The 17540-nt window shown below is 60.4% G+C and carries 21 protein-coding genes; 11 read left to right on the top strand and 10 right to left on the bottom strand.

Features of this window, described 5'->3' with window-relative positions; all coding sequences use genetic code 11:
• Positions 1 to 5: 5 nt before the first annotated feature.
• Positions 6 to 722: a response regulator gene (locus ACTHND_RS11750; RefSeq protein WP_440178134.1), complete on the bottom strand. Its 717-nt coding sequence runs from the start codon at positions 720 to 722 to the stop codon at positions 6 to 8.
• Between the two features lie 246 nt (positions 723 to 968).
• Here ACTHND_RS11750 and ACTHND_RS11745 point away from each other — a divergent pair, with 246 nt between their 5' ends.
• Together ACTHND_RS11745 and ACTHND_RS11740 are read left to right on the top strand one after the other, a co-directional pair.
• Entirely contained in the window at positions 969 to 1427 is a 459-nt protein-coding gene (locus ACTHND_RS11745; RefSeq protein ID WP_440178133.1) for an EF-hand domain-containing protein, read from the top strand.
• A 254-nt stretch (positions 1428 to 1681) separates the two neighbouring features.
• Positions 1682 to 2149, top strand: a complete 468-nt coding sequence (locus ACTHND_RS11740; protein WP_440178132.1) for an EF-hand domain-containing protein — start codon at positions 1682 to 1684, stop codon at positions 2147 to 2149.
• Between the two features lie 340 nt (positions 2150 to 2489).
• Here ACTHND_RS11740 and tkt read toward each other — a convergent pair whose 3' ends face one another.
• Positions 2490 to 4484, bottom strand: coding sequence for a transketolase (gene tkt / locus ACTHND_RS11735; RefSeq protein ID WP_440178131.1), 1995 nt, complete (start codon positions 4482 to 4484; stop codon positions 2490 to 2492).
• A gap of 168 nt (positions 4485 to 4652) precedes the next feature.
• Between tkt and ACTHND_RS11730 the strand changes: the two genes are divergently transcribed.
• Positions 4653 to 4940 (top strand): hypothetical protein, encoded by a 288-nt coding sequence (locus tag ACTHND_RS11730; RefSeq protein WP_440178130.1) that lies wholly within the window; start codon positions 4653 to 4655, stop codon positions 4938 to 4940.
• Positions 4940 to 5266: a cell division protein ZapA gene (locus ACTHND_RS11725; protein ID WP_090645799.1), complete on the top strand. Its 327-nt coding sequence runs from the start codon at positions 4940 to 4942 to the stop codon at positions 5264 to 5266. Before ACTHND_RS11730 ends, ACTHND_RS11725 begins: the two co-directional genes overlap by 1 nt.
• 39 nt (positions 5267 to 5305) lie before the next feature.
• On the opposite strand, the gene ACTHND_RS11720 is transcribed toward ACTHND_RS11725, so the two are convergent.
• Entirely contained in the window at positions 5306 to 6358 is a 1053-nt protein-coding gene (locus ACTHND_RS11720) for an aminotransferase class V-fold PLP-dependent enzyme (protein WP_440178129.1), read from the bottom strand.
• Positions 6355 to 7095, bottom strand: a complete 741-nt coding sequence (locus ACTHND_RS11715) for a tryptophan 2,3-dioxygenase family protein (RefSeq protein WP_440178128.1) — start codon at positions 7093 to 7095, stop codon at positions 6355 to 6357. Before ACTHND_RS11715 ends, ACTHND_RS11720 begins: the two co-directional genes overlap by 4 nt.
• A gap of 120 nt (positions 7096 to 7215) precedes the next feature.
• On the opposite strand from ACTHND_RS11715, the gene ACTHND_RS11710 reads away from it, so the two are divergent.
• Positions 7216 to 7659, top strand: a complete 444-nt coding sequence (locus ACTHND_RS11710; protein ID WP_440178127.1) for an Lrp/AsnC family transcriptional regulator — start codon at positions 7216 to 7218, stop codon at positions 7657 to 7659.
• Positions 7660 to 7721: 62 nt separating this feature from the next.
• Here the strand turns inward: ACTHND_RS11710 and ACTHND_RS11705 are convergent, their stop codons facing one another.
• The 4 genes from ACTHND_RS11705 to ACTHND_RS11690 form a co-directional block, all read right to left on the bottom strand.
• Positions 7722 to 8087 (bottom strand): endonuclease domain-containing protein, encoded by a 366-nt coding sequence (locus tag ACTHND_RS11705; protein ID WP_440178126.1) that lies wholly within the window; start codon positions 8085 to 8087, stop codon positions 7722 to 7724.
• A gap of 63 nt (positions 8088 to 8150) precedes the next feature.
• On the bottom strand, positions 8151 to 8783 hold the full coding sequence (plsY, locus tag ACTHND_RS11700; protein ID WP_440178125.1) for a glycerol-3-phosphate 1-O-acyltransferase PlsY: 633 nt from the start codon (positions 8781 to 8783) through the stop codon (positions 8151 to 8153).
• 134 nt (positions 8784 to 8917) lie between these two features.
• A complete protein-coding gene (gene pyrC, locus ACTHND_RS11695) occupies positions 8918 to 10216 on the bottom strand; it encodes a dihydroorotase (RefSeq protein ID WP_440178124.1) in 1299 nt (432 codons plus the stop codon).
• 130 nt (positions 10217 to 10346) lie between these two features.
• The gene (locus tag ACTHND_RS11690) at positions 10347 to 11318 is read right to left on the bottom strand and encodes an aspartate carbamoyltransferase catalytic subunit (RefSeq protein ID WP_440178123.1); all 972 of its coding nucleotides are present in this window, start codon (positions 11316 to 11318) and stop codon (positions 10347 to 10349) included.
• A gap of 136 nt (positions 11319 to 11454) precedes the next feature.
• On the opposite strand from ACTHND_RS11690, the gene ACTHND_RS11685 reads away from it, so the two are divergent.
• A complete protein-coding gene (locus ACTHND_RS11685) occupies positions 11455 to 12267 on the top strand; it encodes an isocitrate lyase/PEP mutase family protein (protein WP_440178122.1) in 813 nt (270 codons plus the stop codon).
• A gap of 158 nt (positions 12268 to 12425) precedes the next feature.
• Here the strand turns inward: ACTHND_RS11685 and ACTHND_RS11680 are convergent, their stop codons facing one another.
• A complete protein-coding gene (locus ACTHND_RS11680) occupies positions 12426 to 13364 on the bottom strand; it encodes an AEC family transporter (protein WP_440178121.1) in 939 nt (312 codons plus the stop codon).
• A gap of 180 nt (positions 13365 to 13544) precedes the next feature.
• Positions 13545 to 14021 carry a Holliday junction resolvase RuvX gene (ruvX, locus tag ACTHND_RS11675; protein ID WP_440178120.1) on the bottom strand — a complete coding sequence of 159 codons (477 nt, stop codon included), beginning with the start codon at positions 14019 to 14021 and terminating at the stop codon, positions 13545 to 13547.
• Positions 14022 to 14289: 268 nt separating this feature from the next.
• On the opposite strand from ruvX, the gene ACTHND_RS11670 reads away from it, so the two are divergent.
• The 5 genes from ACTHND_RS11670 to gatA all read left to right on the top strand — a co-directional run bounded on the left by ACTHND_RS11670 (position 14290) and on the right by gatA (position 17508).
• The gene (locus ACTHND_RS11670) at positions 14290 to 14643 is read left to right on the top strand and encodes a UrcA family protein (RefSeq protein WP_440178119.1); all 354 of its coding nucleotides are present in this window, start codon (positions 14290 to 14292) and stop codon (positions 14641 to 14643) included.
• A gap of 19 nt (positions 14644 to 14662) precedes the next feature.
• Positions 14663 to 15013 (top strand): UrcA family protein, encoded by a 351-nt coding sequence (locus tag ACTHND_RS11665; RefSeq protein ID WP_440178118.1) that lies wholly within the window; start codon positions 14663 to 14665, stop codon positions 15011 to 15013.
• Between the two features lie 222 nt (positions 15014 to 15235).
• Positions 15236 to 15613, top strand: a complete 378-nt coding sequence (locus tag ACTHND_RS11660) for a UrcA family protein (protein WP_440178117.1) — start codon at positions 15236 to 15238, stop codon at positions 15611 to 15613.
• Between the two features lie 122 nt (positions 15614 to 15735).
• Positions 15736 to 16023 (top strand): Asp-tRNA(Asn)/Glu-tRNA(Gln) amidotransferase subunit GatC, encoded by a 288-nt coding sequence (gatC, locus tag ACTHND_RS11655; RefSeq protein ID WP_303829781.1) that lies wholly within the window; start codon positions 15736 to 15738, stop codon positions 16021 to 16023.
• Positions 16024 to 17508, top strand: coding sequence for an Asp-tRNA(Asn)/Glu-tRNA(Gln) amidotransferase subunit GatA (gatA, locus tag ACTHND_RS11650; protein WP_440178116.1), 1485 nt, complete (start codon positions 16024 to 16026; stop codon positions 17506 to 17508).
• Positions 17509 to 17540 lie beyond the last annotated feature (32 nt).

The following is a 17540-nucleotide window of genomic DNA, read 5'->3' as shown; positions in this document are numbered from 1 at the left end:
AGGGGTTACTTCAGCGGTTTGAACATGTAGCCGATGCCGCGGATAGTGCGAATTATGTCTTCATTGGCGTCATCGCTCAGTTTCTTGCGCAGGCGGGAAATCTGCACGTCGATGGCGCGGTCGAAGCTGTCGGTATTGGGGCCGTGCAGGTAATCGAGGATCTGGTCACGGGAAAGGGCGCGGCCGGGGCGATCGAGGAAGACGCGCAGCAGTTCGAATTCGGCATTGGAAAGCGCCACCTGTATGCCGTCGGGGCGGACAAGGGTGCGCTTGATATTGTCGAGCTGCCAGTTGAAGAAATGCGTGATCGGTGACTTTTCCCCATTCCCGTTACGGGCTTCGCGGCGGCGCATGACAGCGCGGATGCGGGCCAGCAGTTCGCGCGGATGGAACGGCTTGGCCATGTAGTCATCAGCGCCCAGTTCGAGGCCGACAATGCGGTCGATTTCCTCGCCGCGCGCCGACAGCATGATGACCGGCGGGCCGCCCTGTTCATTGATCCGCTTGCAGATCGAGAGACCGTCCTCGCCGGGCATCATGTAATCGAGCACGATCAGTTGGATGTCGCCGCGCGCCAGGATCTTTTCCATGTCGCGTCCCTGCGCCGCCGTCTGGACATCGAAGCCGTTCTGGCTGAGGAAGCCGCTGATCAGTTCGCGCAGGTCAGCGTCATCATCGACGACAAGGATGCGCGTGGGGGCAGCGGTGACGGTTTGGGACATGACGGACTGTACGGCTGATGACATGGCGACGATACTCGTGATTGCGGGCGCTGATAAGGGAAATAACTGTGTCCGCAATGACGCAGGCTTACGGCTTTCCGATGTCGCCGCTGTCATAATAAATCTTATTTTGGCCCGATTCCGAGATCGGCCTGACATCAGCGGGCAATATGACGGGCGCATCCTGATGATCCACAGAGCGCGTCTGATGTGTCGCTCTTTTATGAAATGACGAGGATAAACAGCATGTTAAAGCCTGCTCACTGGGTGGGTCTGTCCCTGGCACTCGCCGGCATATGCGCCCTGCCGGCCCTGGCGGACGGAACGGATGCCCAAACCACCGATGGCCCGGCAAGGCCGGCCTTCAGCGATATCGATACCAATAAGGACGGTGTGATCAGTCAGGCCGAATTCGACGCTTTCCGTCCGAAAAGACCCGATGGCGATCACTGGCGCGGCCGCGAACATGGCGGTCCGCATGGCCGGGAGGGGGCCATGCCTTTCCATGGGCCGGACCTGAAGCGGCTTGATACCGACAAGGATGGCAGGATCAGTCTCGAGGAATTCAGCGCGCCGATGAAAGCGCATTTTGCCCGGATGGATGCCAACAAGGACGGTTATCTCGACGAAAACGAATTGAAGGCGCCCCCACCGCCGCCGGAAGGTGGGCCGGATGGTGACGGTCCGCCACCGCCGGAGAAGTAGCTTCCAAATACTCCGAAGGGCATTCTACGCCCTTCGGCAAGCGCGACCGCGCGCCGCGCCTGATGGCGCGAGCCATGCGGCTTGAGCTGAAGAAATGCCGTGGATGGCACATCTGACCGGGGCGAAAGCTCCGGTCTTTTTTTTATGAAAAAATTCCGCGAAAATTTTTGCGACGGAAAATATCACCGCTTCCGTTTGACTGGATAACGGCACGAATGGGGACTGTTCGTTCTATCCACTCAGGAACTCAACTCATGTCACGTACACTGACGTTTGTTTCTATCATGGCGCTTGGCGCGGCCCTTGTGGGCGGCGCGTTGGCCCAGACCGCTACGGATACGACTAACCATAAGCATCACGGCCAACGCTTTGATGCACTCGATGTTAACAAGGACGGCGCGCTCGACAAGAGCGAAGCTAAAGGTCGCCTCGCCAAGGCTTTTGACGAGATCGACGCCAATAAAGACGGCAAGGTAACGAAGGACGAACTCAAGGCCGGCTGGCAGGCGCATCGCGCCGAACGCCAGGCCAAAATGCTCGCCCGCATCGATACCGACAAGGACGGCAAGGTGTCGTGGGCCGAAAGCGAAGCCATGGCGAAAGCCCGCTTCGACAAGGCCGACGCCAACCATGATGGCTTCCTTGATGCCACGGAACTGTCGCAGGGCCATAAGGGCTGGCGACATCACCGTCCGGATATGGCGCCCCAGCAGGGACGCTAAGCACTTTCAGAAAAGTGCCTTACACTTTTCGGATTAAAAAGTGCGACAAGCAAAAATCAGAACTTCGATCCAGATCGAAGTTTTGACCAGCTTCTGTACTGTCCGTATCTCCCCGGAGCGGACATGACAGATCGGAGCCGTGACAGCCGCCGCTGTCACGGCTCTTTACTTTTTTACATAAGAGATTACGCGCAAACGTGCGCGGCGCGCGGTCGCGCTTGCCGAAACACGGCTGGTCGCCCTGTTTCGGAGGGTATCAATCGGCGCCATATGGAAAGTGAATAATAAAAAAGCCCGCCTGTTACCAGGCGGGCCTTTTTTATTTTAAATTCGGTGCTCGTTACAGCGCTGCCTTGACCTTGGCGACCACGTTTTCAGCCGTAATGCCGAACTCCTTATAGAGGCGATCGGCCGGGGCGGAGGCGCCGAAGCTCGACATGCCGACAAACAGGCCGTCTTCACCGATGAAGCGTTCCCAGCCGAAGCGGGCGGCGGCTTCGACGGCGATACGAACGGGCGCCTTGCCGATGACCTGCGCCTGATAGGCGGCCGGTTGCGCATCAAACACATCCCACGAAGGGGTCGAGACGACGCGGGTCGGGATGCCATCGGCTTCGAGTTGCTTCTGCGCGGCGACGGCGATCGAGACTTCCGTGCCGGAGGCGAATATGGTGGCCCTGGCGTCACCGGAAGCGGCGACCAGTTCGTAGGCCCCCTTGGCGGAGAGATCGCCCGCTTGTGTGCGCACCGCCGGCACCTTCTGGCGCGACAGAACCAGCATGGATGGGCCCTTGGCCTGGATGGCGGCCTTCCAGCATTCGGCGGCCTCGACCATGTCGGCCGGGCGGAAGACGTGCAGGCCGGGCATGGCGCGATAGGAGGCCAGGTGCTCGACCGGCTGGTGGGTCGGACCGTCTTCGCCGACGCCGATCGAATCGTGCGTCATGACGTGAACGACCTTGGCGCCCATCAGCGCGCCGAGGCGGATGGCCGGACGACTGTAGTCCGAAAACACGAAGAAGGTGCCGGCATAGGGCAGGATACCGCCATGCAGGGCCATGCCGTTCATCGCCGCGGCCATGCCGAATTCGCGCACGCCATAGTGGACGTAGCGGCCGGCATAGTCGGGTTCGTCAAAGGCGGTCATGCCTTTCACCAGCGTATTGACCGAGCCGGTGAGGTCGGCCGAGCCGCCGATCATGGAGTCGATGGTTGGCGTCAGGGTTGCCAGCGCCTTGCCGGAGCAGGAGCGGGTGGCGTCGGCCGGCTTGGTGGCGATGGCATCGGCGATGTGGGCATCGAGCGCTTCAAACGCATTGGCGGGCAATTCGCCCTTCATGGCGGTGGCGAGTTCGGCGCCCTTCGGATGCGCCTTGGCGCGGGCCTCCCAGTCCTTACGGACCTTCGTGCCCTTACGGCCAGCCGAGAGCCAGGCCTTGCTGATATTTTCCGGCAGGGTGAAGGGCGCGGCCAGCCAGTCCATGTGCTCACGAGCGGCCTTGATTTCATCGTCCATCAGGTTGTAGCCGTGGCCGTGCTTGTCGCCTTCCTTGGCGCCGGCGCGGCGCGAAACGGCGGTCCTGCAGGCGATCATGACCGGCTTCTGCTGTTGGGTGGCCCAGCGCAGGGCGGCGGCGATCTTCGAGTGATCGTGACCGTCGACGGCCTTGACGGCCCAGCCGGCGGCCTTGAAGCGGGCGAGCTGGTCGCCGGTTTCGGCCACGGTGGCGTAACCATCGATGGTGACATTGTTGTCGTCGAACAGGACGATCAGGTTCTTCAGCTTGAGGCGGCCGGCCAGCGAGATGGCTTCGTGCGACACGCCTTCCATCAGGCAGCCGTCACCGGCGATCACCCAGGTCTTGTGGTTGACAAGATCGTCACCGAAGCGGGCGTTGAGGTGGCGTTCGGCCATGGCCATGCCGACGGCGGTGGCGAGGCCCTGGCCGAGCGGGCCGGTGGTGCATTCGACACCGGCGGTATGACCATATTCCGGGTGACCGGCGGTGGTGGAGCCCCACTGGCGGAAATTCTCGATGTCCTTCATCGAGACCGACTTGAAGCCGGTCAGGTGGAGCAGCGAATAGAGCAGCATCGAGCCGTGGCCGGCGGAGAGCACGAAACGATCGCGGTCGGCCCAGTCGGGCTGCTTCGGATCGTACTTCAGGAACCTGGTCCAGAGCACAGTGGCGACATCGGCCATGCCCATCGGCATCCCCTGGTGGCCTGATTTGGCATTATGCACCGCCTCCATCGACAGGACGCGGATAGCGTCTGCCATCAGGACACCGGAGGGCTTTGTTGTGGGAGCGGCTGCAACAGCGCTTGTGGACATGGGTGAGTCTCTATTAAAGTGTTAACGAGGTACGTTGTTGGCCGTGCCTTTAGCCGAACTTGACGGCTAAGTGTAGAATTTAATGCGTTTTGCGCGCGATTCTTACCGGTTTTGGTCCGGAAACGGACGAATCGGAGGGCGCACGGCGCATATCGGAGGAGAACGGTTATGGAGCATTCTCAGAGTCATCCGGCTGGCGGCAGCCTGAATGTCGCCGTCGATCGACTGGACCGGGCGCTGGAGGCCCTGGAAGCCCGCGTTCGGGCGCTGCAATCCGGAGAGCCCCTGCCGGAATTTACCGGCTCCGGCACCAATGACGAATATGAGCGGGTGCTGGCCGAACTGGAAGAGGCGCGCACCTCCAATGCCGAACTGGCCGCCGCCGCTTCCGCCGCCCATGCCGCCCTGGGCGCTGCCGCCGCCAATATCCGCCAGCTTGTCAGTGGAGCCGCCTGATGGGAGAGGTCACGGTCCGCGTCAATAACAAGCCTTATACGGTCGGTTGCGCCGATGGCCAGGAAGGCCGTGTGCAGGAACTGGCGCGCAAGTTCGACGAGCATGTCGAGATGGTGGTGTCGGATGTCGGTTCGATTGGGGAGGTGCGGCTGTTCCTCATGGCGGCGCTTTTGATGATCGATGAAATGCAGGATTTGCGCCTGCAACTGGACGAGGCCAATTCGGCCAATGCCCGCATGAATGCCGGTGCGCATGAAATGGAGCGCAAGGCGGCCTTCGCCATAACCGACGCGGCGGCCCGGCTGGAACGCCTGCTGGGGGCGTAAAGTAATCCTTGCTCTCCCCCTCCAAGAGGGGGAGATTTTTTAGGCCAAACACCTCGCAACGATATCGGCGTCCTGTTCCGTGTTGTAGATATGGAATGAGAGGCGCAAGGTCTCGCCGCGACGGTCGAAGCGGCAACCGGCGGCGGTCAGGGCGGTCATCGTTTTTTCGATATCCATTGGTTTGTAGCACAGGGTGCCGCCTTTGCCTGAACGATCCGGCGGATCGATCTGTGCGATCAGGGCGCGGTTGTGCCTGAGGATCGTCTCCACGCCGATATCGCTGATTGTCCGAATGCCGGTGGTGGCCAGCACATAGGGCGCGACCGACGGTGTGCCACCCCAGAACCGGCGGGCATCCGGCGCATAACGGAAATCGCGGATATTAAATTCGAACGGATTCTCGTGCGAAAACCAGCCGACATTCAGCGGCTTCAGGTCATGCGGACACCATAAAAAACCGGCGCCCGGTCCGCCGCACAGCCATTTCAGGCACGAACCGATCAGGGCATCGGCTTGCCAGGCCATGGCATCGATCGATAATATGCCTGCCGATTGCGCCACGTCGACAATGCTGAAAATGCCGCGCGCACGGGCCAGGGAAGCGATTTCCGCCACCGGAGATACGACGCTCGTATTGGAATGGACGTGCATGGCCACGATGACCGCGACATCGGGAGCCATCGCCGCTTCCCAGGTGGCGATATCGGCAGGGTCGCCTTCCAGAATCTCAAAACGAAAGCCCAGCCGTTCGGCCTGTTGCGCCACGAATCCCAATGACGGAAAAGCCTGCACCGACATGACGATCCGGTCGCGGCCCTTTTCCAGAGACAAGCCGGAGAGAAGGGCGAACAAGGCCGCCGAAACATTGGGTTGCGGACAGTAATCCGCCATCCGCCCGCCGAGCAGGCCGGCCAAAGCCGTGCGGAAATTGTCGATGGCATCAATCCATAAGGGCCAGCTTTCGCCGGGGTTCGCGGTCCAGGGGGTAAAGAAATGTGTCTCGAAATCACCGCGCGCCGCTTTTGGCAGCAGGCCCGCCGAATGGCTGAGCAAATAGGGACCACCGGGTGGCTTTTCAAACATATCCCTCATTCAGCGGCACTCAGTGAGGGCCGGACCTTGCCATAGGCGCCGCCCCAGGCATCGGTCATCTCGTGGCGCACGGCCCATAGTTCGGGGAAGAAGCGATGACGCGCGCCGGCATCGAGCAGTTCGACCGGCCGGCCTTTCAGCGAGGCCGCGCCCATGCCGATGGAACGCTGGATGAGGAAGATATGGTTGGAGCGGAACTTGCCCATGCGCTCATCGAATTCGATCAGGCATTCGGCCAGCACATAGGCGTCGTCATGGGCATATTTCGTGTCGTAGATATCGCGCACGGTCAGGCCGCGTCCGGTGAGATAGCGGGCCTCATAGGTCTCCCAAAGCTCCGGCGGCATCTTCATCAGGGTGCGGAAGCCGGGCGATTCCTGACCGGAACCATTGCCCAGTTGCAGGCGGATCTGCTGGTAATCGTGCGGCGACATGGTTTCCAGCAGGTCGAGTTGCTCGCTCATCAGCCGGATGATCATATTGCAGCGGGAAAACAGGGTCACGGCCTTGTGGACATGGCCGTCGCGCAGGTGATCATCGATATCGAGCAGGGTGTGGACCATCAGCTTCATCCACAATTCCTCGACCTGGTGGACGATCTGGAATTGCAGTTCATCGGCATTGACCATCGCGGCGGATGGTTTCTGGCAGGTCAGCAGGGCATCGGTTTTGAGATAGAGCTCGTAATCGAGTTTCGCGGGCGCGGATAGCTGATCGATGTAGGACTGGCGGTTCATGGCGTGACTCCCTTTTGGGGCGAGCCTAGCGCGCTTTTCGCTGAACATTGTTTCTATTGTGCTTATAATTTGCGCTACAAAGGAAACGATTTGTCGAAATATTTGTACCTGGAGAAACGAATGGATCGTTTTGACGAAGCCATATTGCGCGAACTGGAAGCCGATGGCCGGCTGTCCTTTGCCGAACTGGGCGAACGTACCGGCCTGTCAAAATCGCCGTGCTGGAAGCGAGTGCAGGCGTTGGAGGCGTCCGGCGTTATTCGCGGCTACCGTGCCGATCTCGATCCGGCCGCGCTGGGTTTGTCGACTCTGGCCTTCGTGCAGGTGACGGTGGCGTTCGACCGGCACGAAGCGTTCGAGCAGGCCGTGGCGGCGCATCCCTCGGTTTTGAGCTGTCATGCCACGGTCGGCGCAACAGACTACCTGATGCAGGTGATCATGCCATCGATGGCGGCGCTTGACGATTTCCTGCGCCAGACCCTGTGGCGATTGCCGGGCGTCGAGCGCTTCACCACGACCCTGGCCATGCGGACGATCAAGGATAATGGCCGGCTGATAGCTTAAGAAGCATCTCCTCCCCATCTCGATGGGGAGGTGGCATTTGCGAAGCAAATGACGGAGGGGCGCTACAGCGCCGTTAGCCTCACGCGAATTTCGGCTGCTATATATTGCGAGGCGCCGTCCGGATCTTCCATAACCTGAATGGCGGGAATGCGCAGCGTTTCAATTCCATGCGCCTTCAGGTAAGCGTCCCGTTTTTCATCATAAAGCCGCGCCTCGTCAAATGTGTGCTGAGCACCATCGACTTCGATGCAGAGCTTTGCATCATCGCAATAAAAATCAAGGATGTACGGTCCGAAAGCATAGGATCGGCGCACATTGAAACCGAGTGTTTCACGATTACGCAAGCGAACCCATATGCGCGTTTCGGCTGGCGACATTTGCTGTCGCAGTTTGCGAGCCAGGTCGTATTTTGCCGGTGGTCTGGTCATATGTCAGTGTCGCGCCCCTCCGGCGCTTTGCGCCACCTCCCCATTTAAGAAATGGGGAGGAGATTATTCTTTTTTCTTGCCGATCTTTGGTTCCTCGCCCTTGAGCAGGCGGCGGATGTTTTCATGGTGGCGGATATAGATCAGCACCGCCATAAACAACGCCATGCCGAGGAACGGGTAGGGCGCGACATGCAGCAGGAAGGCCACCGGCACGACTAGGGCCGCAGCGACCAGGGCGCCGAGCGATGATATCCGGAAGATAAAGGCGGTCAGCAGCCACAGGGCCGCGGCGATCAGGCCCATCGGCCAGCAGGCGGCGAACAGGGTGCCGAAGAAGGTAGCCACGCCCTTGCCGCCCTTGAATTTCAACCACACCCGAAACAGATGGCCGAGGAATGCGGCAGCGCCGGCCAAGGCCATGGCGGTCCGGCGGGTTTCAATGTCGGTTTGCAGCAGCAGGACAAAGGCCAGTCCGACGGCCAGAGCGCCCTTTCCGGTATCGCCGATAAAGGTGATGGCGGCCAGGTCCTTGCGGCCGGTGCGCAAGACGTTGGTGGCGCCGATATTGCCGGAGCCCACGGTGCGGATATCGATGCCGGCGGCTTTCGCAGAGATATAGCCGAAGGGGATCGAACCGAGCAGATAACCGCCGATCAGGGCGAGTGCATAGATAGCGATATCGGGCAGGGTGGACATGGCGTTTCCAGTTATTCCCCCTCTCCCTGCTTGCGGGGAGAGGGTGGCCGACAGGCCGGGTGAGGGGCGGCTTGGAAGCCAGAGAAAAGCCCCTCTCCCCTTGTAAAGGGAGAGGGGGAAGGAAGGGCGGTGTGTTAGTTCTCGTAGACGATACGGCCGTCCACCAGGGTTTTCAGCACCTTGCCCTGTAAGGTGCGATTTTCAAAGGGCGAGTTCTTCGATTTCGACAGTATGTCTTTTTCGCGCAAGGCAAACGGCGAGTCGATATCGACCAGGATCAGGTCGGCAGGGGCGCCCCTGGCGATGCGGCCAGCTTCGAGACCCAGCAGTTGCGCCGGGTTTTGCGTGACCGTACGCAGCAGATCTATCAGCGGAATATCGTTCTCGTGGTGCAGGCCGATCAGCGCCGCCAGCAGGGTTTGCAGGCCGAGCGCGCCGGGCGTGGCTTCCGAGAACGGCAGACGCTTGTGCTCGGCCGGTTCCGGCGTGTGGTTGGAGACGATGACATCGATCACACCGGTCGAGACGGCGTCGATCAGGGCCAGGCGGTCGCGTTCGGCGCGCAGGGGCGGATCGAGGCGGAAGAAGGTGCGGTAGTCGCCGATGTCGATTTCGTTGAACATCAGGTGGTTGATCGAGGCCGAGGCGAAGACCTCCAGCCCCTTGGCCTTGGCGCGTTCCAGCGAGCCGAGCGCCTCACGGGTCGAGATCAGATCGACCAGAAAGCGCGCGCCGGTCATTTCGGCCAGCCCTAAGTCGCGTTCGATCATGATGCGCTCAGCCAGCGGCGAAACGCCGGAAAGCCCCATGCGCGCCGCCATTTCGCCGGAGGTGGCGACGGCGCCTTCGGAAAGCCACGGCTCCTTCGGCCGATGGGCGATCAGGGCGTTGAACCCATTGGCATAGTTCAGCACGCGGCTGAAGATCTTGGAATTGACGATCGGTTCGTCGGCATTGGTGAAATAGAGCGCGCCGGCCTCGGCCATCAGGCCGATTTCCGCCATCTGCCTGCCTTCAAGCTTTTTGGTGGCGGCGCCGGCCGGATAGACGTGGACCAGTTCGATGTCGCGCGCTCGCCTGAGGATAAAGTCGGCCATGGCCGGCTCGTCAATGCACGGATCGGTATCGGGCTGGACGACGAAGGAGGTGACGCCACCGGCGGCGGCGGCCAGGCTGGCGGATTTCAGCGTCTCGGCGGGTTCGTGGCCGGGCTCGCCGGTCTTGACGCGCATGTCGATCAGGCCGGGGAGGAGGGCGTTTTCGTCGCAATCGATGACCTGGATGCCGGGATGGCCTGTGATGGCGCCATGGCCGAGAATGACATCGGCGATGACGCCATCGGCGACGATGACCGAGCCGGGGCCGTCATATTCGGTGGCCGGATCGATCAGGCGGGCATTGACGAAGGCAATGGCGCAGGTTTCTTTGGTCATTAAATTTCTTTCTCCTCCCTATGCAGTGGGGAGGGGGACCACGAAGTGGTGGAGGGGCGCCCCTCCGTCATATGCTGCGCAAATGCCACCTCCCCAGCTTCGCTAGGGAGGAGATTAAGGACGATGCCGCTCATCGGTCGTTCTCCAGACGGGCGGCGAGCGACGCCAGCACAGCCATGCGGGCGGCCACACCCATTTCGACCTGATCCTGAATAAGGGAGACAGAAAGGTCATCGGCGATTTCCGAATCGATCTCGATGCCGCGGTTCATCGGGCCGGGGTGCATGACACGTACATTCTTCGCGGCCACGGCCAGCTTTTCACGATCGAGGCCGAAGAAGCGATAATATTCGCGGGCGGAGGGGATAAAGGCGCCATCCATGCGCTCGAGCTGGAGGCGCAGCATCATCACCACATCGGCGCCGGCAATGCCTTCGCGCATGTCGTGATAGACCTCGGTGCCCCACTGGTCGGCATCACCTGGAATCAGCGTCGGCGGCCCAACCAGACGGACATTCGCGCCCATGGCATTGAGCAGGATGACATTGGAGCGCGCCACGCGGGAATGGGTGACATCGCCGCAAATCGCAATGGTCAGGCCGTCGACATGACCGAAGGCGCGGCGGATGGACAGCATGTCGAGCAGGGCCTGGGTAGGGTGCTGGTGCTGGCCGTCGCCGGCATTGACCACTGAGCAGCCGACCTTTTGCGCCAGCAGAGCCGCGGCGCCAGAGGCCGAATGGCGCACCACCAGCAGGTCAGGCTTCATGGCGTTGAGGGTGACGGCCGTATCGATCAGGGTTTCTCCCTTGGCGACCGACGAGGTCTTCATGCTCATATTGATGGTATCGGCGCCGAGACGCTTGCCGGCCAGCTCGAAGCTAGATTGCGTGCGGGTCGAGTTCTCGAAGAACATATTGACCAGGGTGCGGCCGCGCAGGATATCCAGCTTCTTGGTCGATTGCCGGTTGAGATCGACGAACACATCCGCCAGGTCGAGCAGGTTGGCGATATCGGGCGGATCGAGATCCTGCGCGCCGAGGAAATGGCGCTTGGGGAAGGCGTGAAGCCGTGTCCGGATCAGGTCATTTACATCTGTCATCGTGGCGTCTTTATATGCCTGCCAAGGGACATGCTGACAGAAATGGCCGGCACGGTTGTCACTATAAGCAGGAATGGGCTTTGCCGCGTTTTGGCGGAGAATGCCGAAAAGCACAAGAGACAAGGGCGACATATTTATGAAGACACAGACGGAAAAGGCGGCGGATTTCGCGCGCCTGCATGAGCGTGGCTGTTTCGTCATCCCCAATCCGTGGGATCGCGGGACGGCGCGTTTGCTGGCCGGACTGGGCTTTCGGGCGCTGACCACGACCAGCGCCGGCTATGCGCGCTCGCTGGGCGTCAGTGATTACCAGGCGGGGCGGGATCATGTGCTTGAGCATGTGCGAGATATGGCGGCGGCCACCGACCTGCCGCTGGCAGCCGATCTGGAAAACGGATTCGGGCATCGTCCGGAAGATTGCGCCGAGACGATTCGCTTAGGAAGCCAGGCGGGACTGGTCGGCGGCTCGATCGAGGACGCCACGGGCGACGAGCGGGGGATCTATGGGGTCGCCGAGGCGGCGGACCGTATCCGGGCGGCGGCGGAAGCAGCGAAGGCCCTGCCGTTCAAATTTATGCTGGTGGCGCGCTGCGAGAACTACCTGCATGGCCGCGCTGATCTGGCCGATACCATTGCGCGTTTGCAAGCCTATCAGGAAGCGGGCGCCGATGTGCTCTATGCGCCGGGCATTTCCACCGCCGAGGAGATTGGCACGGTCTGCCGCAGCGTCGATCGGCCGGTCAATGTGCTGGGTGGATTGGGCGCCAAGCCATTGTCGGTCTGCGAACTGGCGGAACTGGGCGTGCGGCGGGTATCGTTGGGGAGCTGGCTGCATTCGGCGGCCATGACGGCTTTTGTCAATGCCGCGCAGGATGAGTCGTTTGGCTATGTGTCGGACCTGATCGGTGGAAAGCAGATGGATCAGTGGATGAAAGAGGGGGCGGGCTAGCCTTCTCCTCCCCTGCAAAGCGGGGGAGGGGGACCACGAAGTGGTGGAGGGGGCTAACAGACGGTGGCATTGCCCCCTCCGTCAGCGACACCAGCCCTGCGGGCTTCGCGCTGCCACCTCCCTCGGAACGAAGTTCCCGCTTTGCAGGGGAGGAGAAGTTAAACCAGATGAAACAGCCACAACAGCAACGGCATGGTGACGGCGCTCAGGGTCGTGGTCAGGGCCACGATACCTGCCATCAGGGTCGCGTCGCCACCCATATGACGCGCCTGAACATAGGCCGCGGCTGCGCAAGGCGCCGCGCCGCAAGCCAGGGCAATCCCTTGCGCCATGCGGTCGCCGCCCAGCGTCCAGCAGATCGACCAGGCCAGGATTGGCATGACGAGTATCTTGAACAGCGACACCAGCCCGACCAGGACCGGCCGACGCCAGACATAACCGAAGCTTAAGCCCGCGCCAGCCAGGATCAGGCCGGTGGGGATGGCGGCCTCGCCCAGCATGTTCAGCGCCTTTTCGGCGAAGGTGATATCCGGCACCTGCAGGAAATTAAGAAACAATCCGATCAGGCAGGAGGCAAAAATCGGATTGGTTAGCAGGGTTTTGACGAACCACACCGGTGTGCGCTCGGGTATCCCGCCTTCCGGTTCACCCCAGCGCGCCAGCACCAGTATGCTGATCATGTTGCTGGCGGGAATAAGTGCGCTGATGGCCACGGCGGAGAGGCTATTGGCATCCGGCCCGAAGATCGAAGCCGCCACAGGCACGAAGACAAAGGAATTGAAACGGATCAGGCCCTGGAAGACGCTGGTGAAGGTGGGCCCGGAGAGTTTCAGGAACGGCCTGAGCGCAAAGCCGAAGGCCGCGCCGATGATGACCGAGCCGACGACGCCAATGGTAATCGGGCCGGTGGAGAAGCCGGACAGGTTGGCGTGCCAGATGGCCGGGATCAGAAAGCCCGGATAGAGGACGTAGACGGCGAATTTTTCGATCGGCGGCCAGACATTGAGCGGCAGGAAGCCGGATTTCTTGAGGCTGTAGCCGAGGGCGATTAACAGGAATACAGGCACGATGCCGTTGAGTATTGTGACCCAGCTCATGGCGTAATTTGAGGAAGGAAGCAAGAAACCCCACCACCACGCCTTTCAGGCGCGGTTCCCCTCCCCAACAAGTTGGGGAGGTATAAGGCGAGGCACCTTTCTTGTACCTCCCCGGCTATGCCGGGGAGGGGGACCATCGAGCGCAGCGAAGATGGTGGTGGGGTATCTTGCTTGAAGAGCCTAGCCATTCGCCACGTCTTTCATGCGATCAAGCGCACCCTGCAATATATAGGCGGCGGCGGAGCGGTCGATGACCTCGGCGCGCTTGGCGCGGGTCAGGTCGGCTTCCTCGATCAGGAAGCGGTTCATCACCGAAGACGACCAGCGCTCATCCCAGAAAGCGATTGGCATATCGCGCAGGCGCAGGATATTTCGCGCAAAGGCGCGGCACGACTGGCAGCGCGGTCCCTCAGTGCCGTCCATGTTGACGGGCAGGCCGATCACCAGGCCATCGGCTTCGCGCAGGGCCATCAGTTTGAACAGGCGCTCGGCCTCCAGCGTGAACTTCGACTTCCTGATCAGTTCCAGAGGCGAGGCGATGGTCAGGGAAATATCCGACACGGCAACGCCGATGGTCTTCTCCCCCAGGTCCAGCCCCAGCAGGGCGCGGCGCGGGGCAAGCGCCCCCGCCAGTTCGGTAATGTCGATAACAGCCATGACCCTGCTTTGGCGTCTATGAAGGTCCGAGTCAATCCCGGTCTGATGGTTGCTGTTGAAATGGTTTCGATGTGCAAATATTCGATGGAATTTGAATATTAAATCTATGTAATAAATTACCGCAATGTAATTAATGAAATTCATGTAATACATTGATCCGATTTAATAATATTCATGTTTCAATTTCATTTTGACGAGCGTAGATGTGTCTCCAGTTCTTCTGAGTATTCATTCAGCATCTGCTTAAATCGCAAAAAGGAAATTCATCATGTCTCGTTCGATCTTTATCGCCGCCGCCCTGTCATTCGCCGCCCTGTCTGCCGGCGCTGCCAACGCCCAGGAACGCCAGGCCGCTCAGGTCCATGTCTCCGCCAGGCATGTCGACTTCAACAATGCCCGCGAAACCCGCGGCTTCTATGCCAAGCTCAATGCGGCTGCCCAACAGGTCTGCACCAGCGAGGTTTCCGATCCGATGACCACCATGGCCGATGCCGCCTGCGAACGCGAGGCCGTCTCTGATGCCGTCAGGCAGATCGACGCCCCGCAACTGAGCGCGCTTCACGGTCATTCGGATCATGCCCCGGCCTATGCCGAGCGCAGCGTCTCCACGCGCCGTAACTAAAACGGAAAGGACAAGTCCCATGTTTCGTATTGCTTTGACTCTGGCCCTCCTGTCGGGCCTGACCGCCGCCCCGGCCGCTTTTGCCCAGGAACCGGGCACCACTAAGGTCGATGTCACTTTCCCGACGCGTCAGCTTGACGATCCGGCCGAAACGAAAGCGGTCTATGCTCGTCTTTACAAGGTGGTTCAGTATGTCTGCCAGACGGAAGGCGGTGAGGGGCCGTCCTGGCGGATCGCCGATGACCGCGCCTGCGAGGACGAGGCCATGCAGGGCGCCTTGCAGCAACTGAACAAGCCTGAATTGACCGCGCTTTATACGCCGGGTGCCCCTCAGATGGTCCTGGCAGACATTACGCAGAGGAAGCATTGATGTTTCTTGTGTAATCGTTTCTATGAAGACGTCTTTATTAAATATAATTGTTACAATTAAAGGGTAATATTACCTGTTGTTTCATTTGATATTTTAATATCCAGGTATGATTTTAATAAGTGTCAAAAAATTCATAATAATTGTATTTCCATTTACTGTGAATGCGCGTAAACCGCGTGCATTCACAGTTGCGTATCCACTAAAATTGGAGAGGAAAAGATCATGCGTAGATCGATGTTTTATGCTGCCTTGCTTTCCGCCGCCGCCCTGACGACCGGAAGTGTTTATGCGCAGACCCTTGTCACCGCACAACGGACCGTTTCTGCCAGGGGCGTGAATTTTCAGGACGTGAAGCAGGTGCGGTTCTTCTATGCCAAGCTCACCGCGGCCGCCTATGATGTCTGCGCCAGCGAATTCTATGACCCGCTGACCCAGATGGCGGACAAGGCGTGCCAGGACGACGCGGTAAATTCCGCCGTAAGCCAGGTGGACAAGCCTTTGCTTAACAGTGTGAGCAAGCGGCCTCGCGTTGAACTGATCGCGCGCAACACAACTGGTGGCGACAGGCCGGCGCTTATCGTTTCGGGATTGGATCAGTAAGGCGGGCGCGAACAGCCCGAAGTGGTGAGAATGAGGCAGAGGGGCTTTTGAACGCGGCCCCTCTTGCCAAATCCGTCCTCAGCCTTTAACCGGACTGCCTTAGAGAATTAAGGAGTCTGGTCATGGCCATCGATGTGGCAACCGTCAAGAAAGTGGCGTCGCTCTCCCGCCTGCGGGAAAGCGATGAGCGCCTGCAATCGCTCGCTGGCGAGTTGAATGGTATTCTCGGCTGGATCGAGCAGTTGAACGAAGTCGATGTCAGTGGCGTCGAGCCGATGACCACGGCTATCGAAATGCCGCAGCCGATGCGCGAGGACGTTGTCACCGATGGTGACAAGGTGCGCGAAATTGTTGCCAATGCCCCGAAGACCGTCGACGGCTTCTTCATCGTGCCGAAGGTGGTTGAATAGATGTCTGAACTCACGAAACTGACGCTGAAGGCCGCGATTGACGGCCTGAAGGCGAAGACCTTTTCCTCCACCGAACTGACCGAAGCCTTTATCGGCGCCATTGAGACCGCCAATCCGGCGCTCAATGCCTATGTCGAAACCACCTTCGACAAGGCGCGAGCCCAGGCGGCCGAGTCCGATGCCAAACTGGCGAAAGGCGAGGGAGGAGCCCTGGAAGGCGCGCCGCTCGGCATCAAGGATCTCTATTGCACCGCCGGTGTCCGCACCACGGCCTGTTCGGGCATTCTGGAAAACTTCGTGCCGACCTACGAATCGACCGTGACACAGAACCTGTGGGACCAGGGCGCTGTCATGCTCGGCAAGCTGAACATGGACGAATTCGCCATGGGGTCGTCGAACGAGACCTCGAAGTGGGGCAATGTCGTCAATCCGTGGAAATCGCGGGGCAGCAATGCCGAGCTGACGCCGGGCGGCTCTTCCGGTGGTTCGGCCTCGGCCGTCGCCGCCGATCTGTGCCTGGCCGCCACGGCATCCGATACCGGCGGCTCGATCCGCCAGCCCGCCGCCTTTACCGGCACTGTGGGCATCAAGCCGACCTATGGCCGCTGCTCGCGCTATGGCATGGTGGCCTTCGCCTCGTCGCTCGACCAGGCCGGCCCGATCACCAAGAATGTCGAAGACGCCGCCCTTATGCTGCAGGCCATGTGCTCGCATGATGTGAAGGATTCGACTTCGCTCGACCTGGCCATCCCGGACTTCTCGTCCTTTATCGGCAAGTCGGTAAAGGGCCTGCGTATCGGCATCCCCGATGAGTACCGCCTCGACGGCATCCCTGCCGAGATCGACGCCCTGTGGGAACAGGGCATTGCCTGGCTGAAGGATGCCGGCGCCGAGATTGTCCGCATCTCCCTGCCGCATACCAAATACGCCCTGCCGTGCTACTACATCATCGCGCCGGCGGAAGCCTCGTCCAACCTCGCCCGTTATGACGGTATGCGCTTCGGTCACCGCACCGATGCGGCGCAGTCGCTGACAGATGTCTACGAACTGTCGCGTTCGGAGGGATTCGGCAGGGAGGTCAAGCGCCGCATCATGATCGGCACCTATGTGCTGTCGGCTGGCTTCTATGATGCCTACTATGTCAAGGCGCTGAAGGTCCGCCGTCGCATCGCCGAGGATTTCACGAAAGCTTTCGAAGCTTGCGACGTTATCCTGACCCCGGCCACGCCGTCAGCCGCCTTCGAGCTGGGCGACCAGGCCAAGGCCGCCGATCCGGTGCAGATGTACCTGAATGACGTCTTTACCGTCACCACCAACCTGGCCGGCCTGCCGGGTCTGTCGGTGCCGGCGGGACTGGATAGCCAGGGCCTCCCGCTCGGTTTGCAGGTTATCGGCAAGGCGCTGGACGAAGGCACGGTACTGAACATCGCCTCGGTGCTGGAAAAGGCTGCGGATTTTTCAGCCAAACCGTCGAAGTGGTGGTAGCGAAAAACAGATAATATTGATACGCTGCCCCA

Source organism: Asticcacaulis sp. (genome assembly GCF_051954415.1).
Classification (GTDB): Bacteria; Pseudomonadota; Alphaproteobacteria; order Caulobacterales; family Caulobacteraceae; genus Asticcacaulis.
This window is presented reverse-complemented; position numbering and strand designations above follow the sequence as displayed.

Coding starts and splice junctions, on each gene's coding strand:
- ACTHND_RS11750 (WP_440178134.1), bottom strand. CDS start 722: ATGTCCCAAACCGTCACCGCTGCCCCCACGCGCATCCTTGTCGTCGAT.
- ACTHND_RS11745 (WP_440178133.1), top strand. CDS start 969: ATGTTAAAGCCTGCTCACTGGGTGGGTCTGTCCCTGGCACTCGCCGGC.
- ACTHND_RS11740 (WP_440178132.1), top strand. CDS start 1,682: ATGTCACGTACACTGACGTTTGTTTCTATCATGGCGCTTGGCGCGGCC.
- tkt (WP_440178131.1), bottom strand. CDS start 4,484: ATGTCCACAAGCGCTGTTGCAGCCGCTCCCACAACAAAGCCCTCCGGT.
- ACTHND_RS11730 (WP_440178130.1), top strand. CDS start 4,653: ATGGAGCATTCTCAGAGTCATCCGGCTGGCGGCAGCCTGAATGTCGCC.
- ACTHND_RS11725 (WP_090645799.1), top strand. CDS start 4,940: ATGGGAGAGGTCACGGTCCGCGTCAATAACAAGCCTTATACGGTCGGT.
- ACTHND_RS11720 (WP_440178129.1), bottom strand. CDS start 6,358: ATGAGGGATATGTTTGAAAAGCCACCCGGTGGTCCCTATTTGCTCAGC.
- ACTHND_RS11715 (WP_440178128.1), bottom strand. CDS start 7,095: ATGAACCGCCAGTCCTACATCGATCAGCTATCCGCGCCCGCGAAACTC.
- ACTHND_RS11710 (WP_440178127.1), top strand. CDS start 7,216: ATGGATCGTTTTGACGAAGCCATATTGCGCGAACTGGAAGCCGATGGC.
- ACTHND_RS11705 (WP_440178126.1), bottom strand. CDS start 8,087: ATGACCAGACCACCGGCAAAATACGACCTGGCTCGCAAACTGCGACAG.
- plsY (WP_440178125.1), bottom strand. CDS start 8,783: ATGTCCACCCTGCCCGATATCGCTATCTATGCACTCGCCCTGATCGGC.
- pyrC (WP_440178124.1), bottom strand. CDS start 10,216: ATGACCAAAGAAACCTGCGCCATTGCCTTCGTCAATGCCCGCCTGATC.
- ACTHND_RS11690 (WP_440178123.1), bottom strand. CDS start 11,318: ATGACAGATGTAAATGACCTGATCCGGACACGGCTTCACGCCTTCCCC.
- ACTHND_RS11685 (WP_440178122.1), top strand. CDS start 11,455: ATGAAGACACAGACGGAAAAGGCGGCGGATTTCGCGCGCCTGCATGAG.
- ACTHND_RS11680 (WP_440178121.1), bottom strand. CDS start 13,364: ATGAGCTGGGTCACAATACTCAACGGCATCGTGCCTGTATTCCTGTTA.
- ruvX (WP_440178120.1), bottom strand. CDS start 14,021: ATGGCTGTTATCGACATTACCGAACTGGCGGGGGCGCTTGCCCCGCGC.
- ACTHND_RS11670 (WP_440178119.1), top strand. CDS start 14,290: ATGTCTCGTTCGATCTTTATCGCCGCCGCCCTGTCATTCGCCGCCCTG.
- ACTHND_RS11665 (WP_440178118.1), top strand. CDS start 14,663: ATGTTTCGTATTGCTTTGACTCTGGCCCTCCTGTCGGGCCTGACCGCC.
- ACTHND_RS11660 (WP_440178117.1), top strand. CDS start 15,236: ATGCGTAGATCGATGTTTTATGCTGCCTTGCTTTCCGCCGCCGCCCTG.
- gatC (WP_303829781.1), top strand. CDS start 15,736: ATGGCCATCGATGTGGCAACCGTCAAGAAAGTGGCGTCGCTCTCCCGC.
- gatA (WP_440178116.1), top strand. CDS start 16,024: ATGTCTGAACTCACGAAACTGACGCTGAAGGCCGCGATTGACGGCCTG.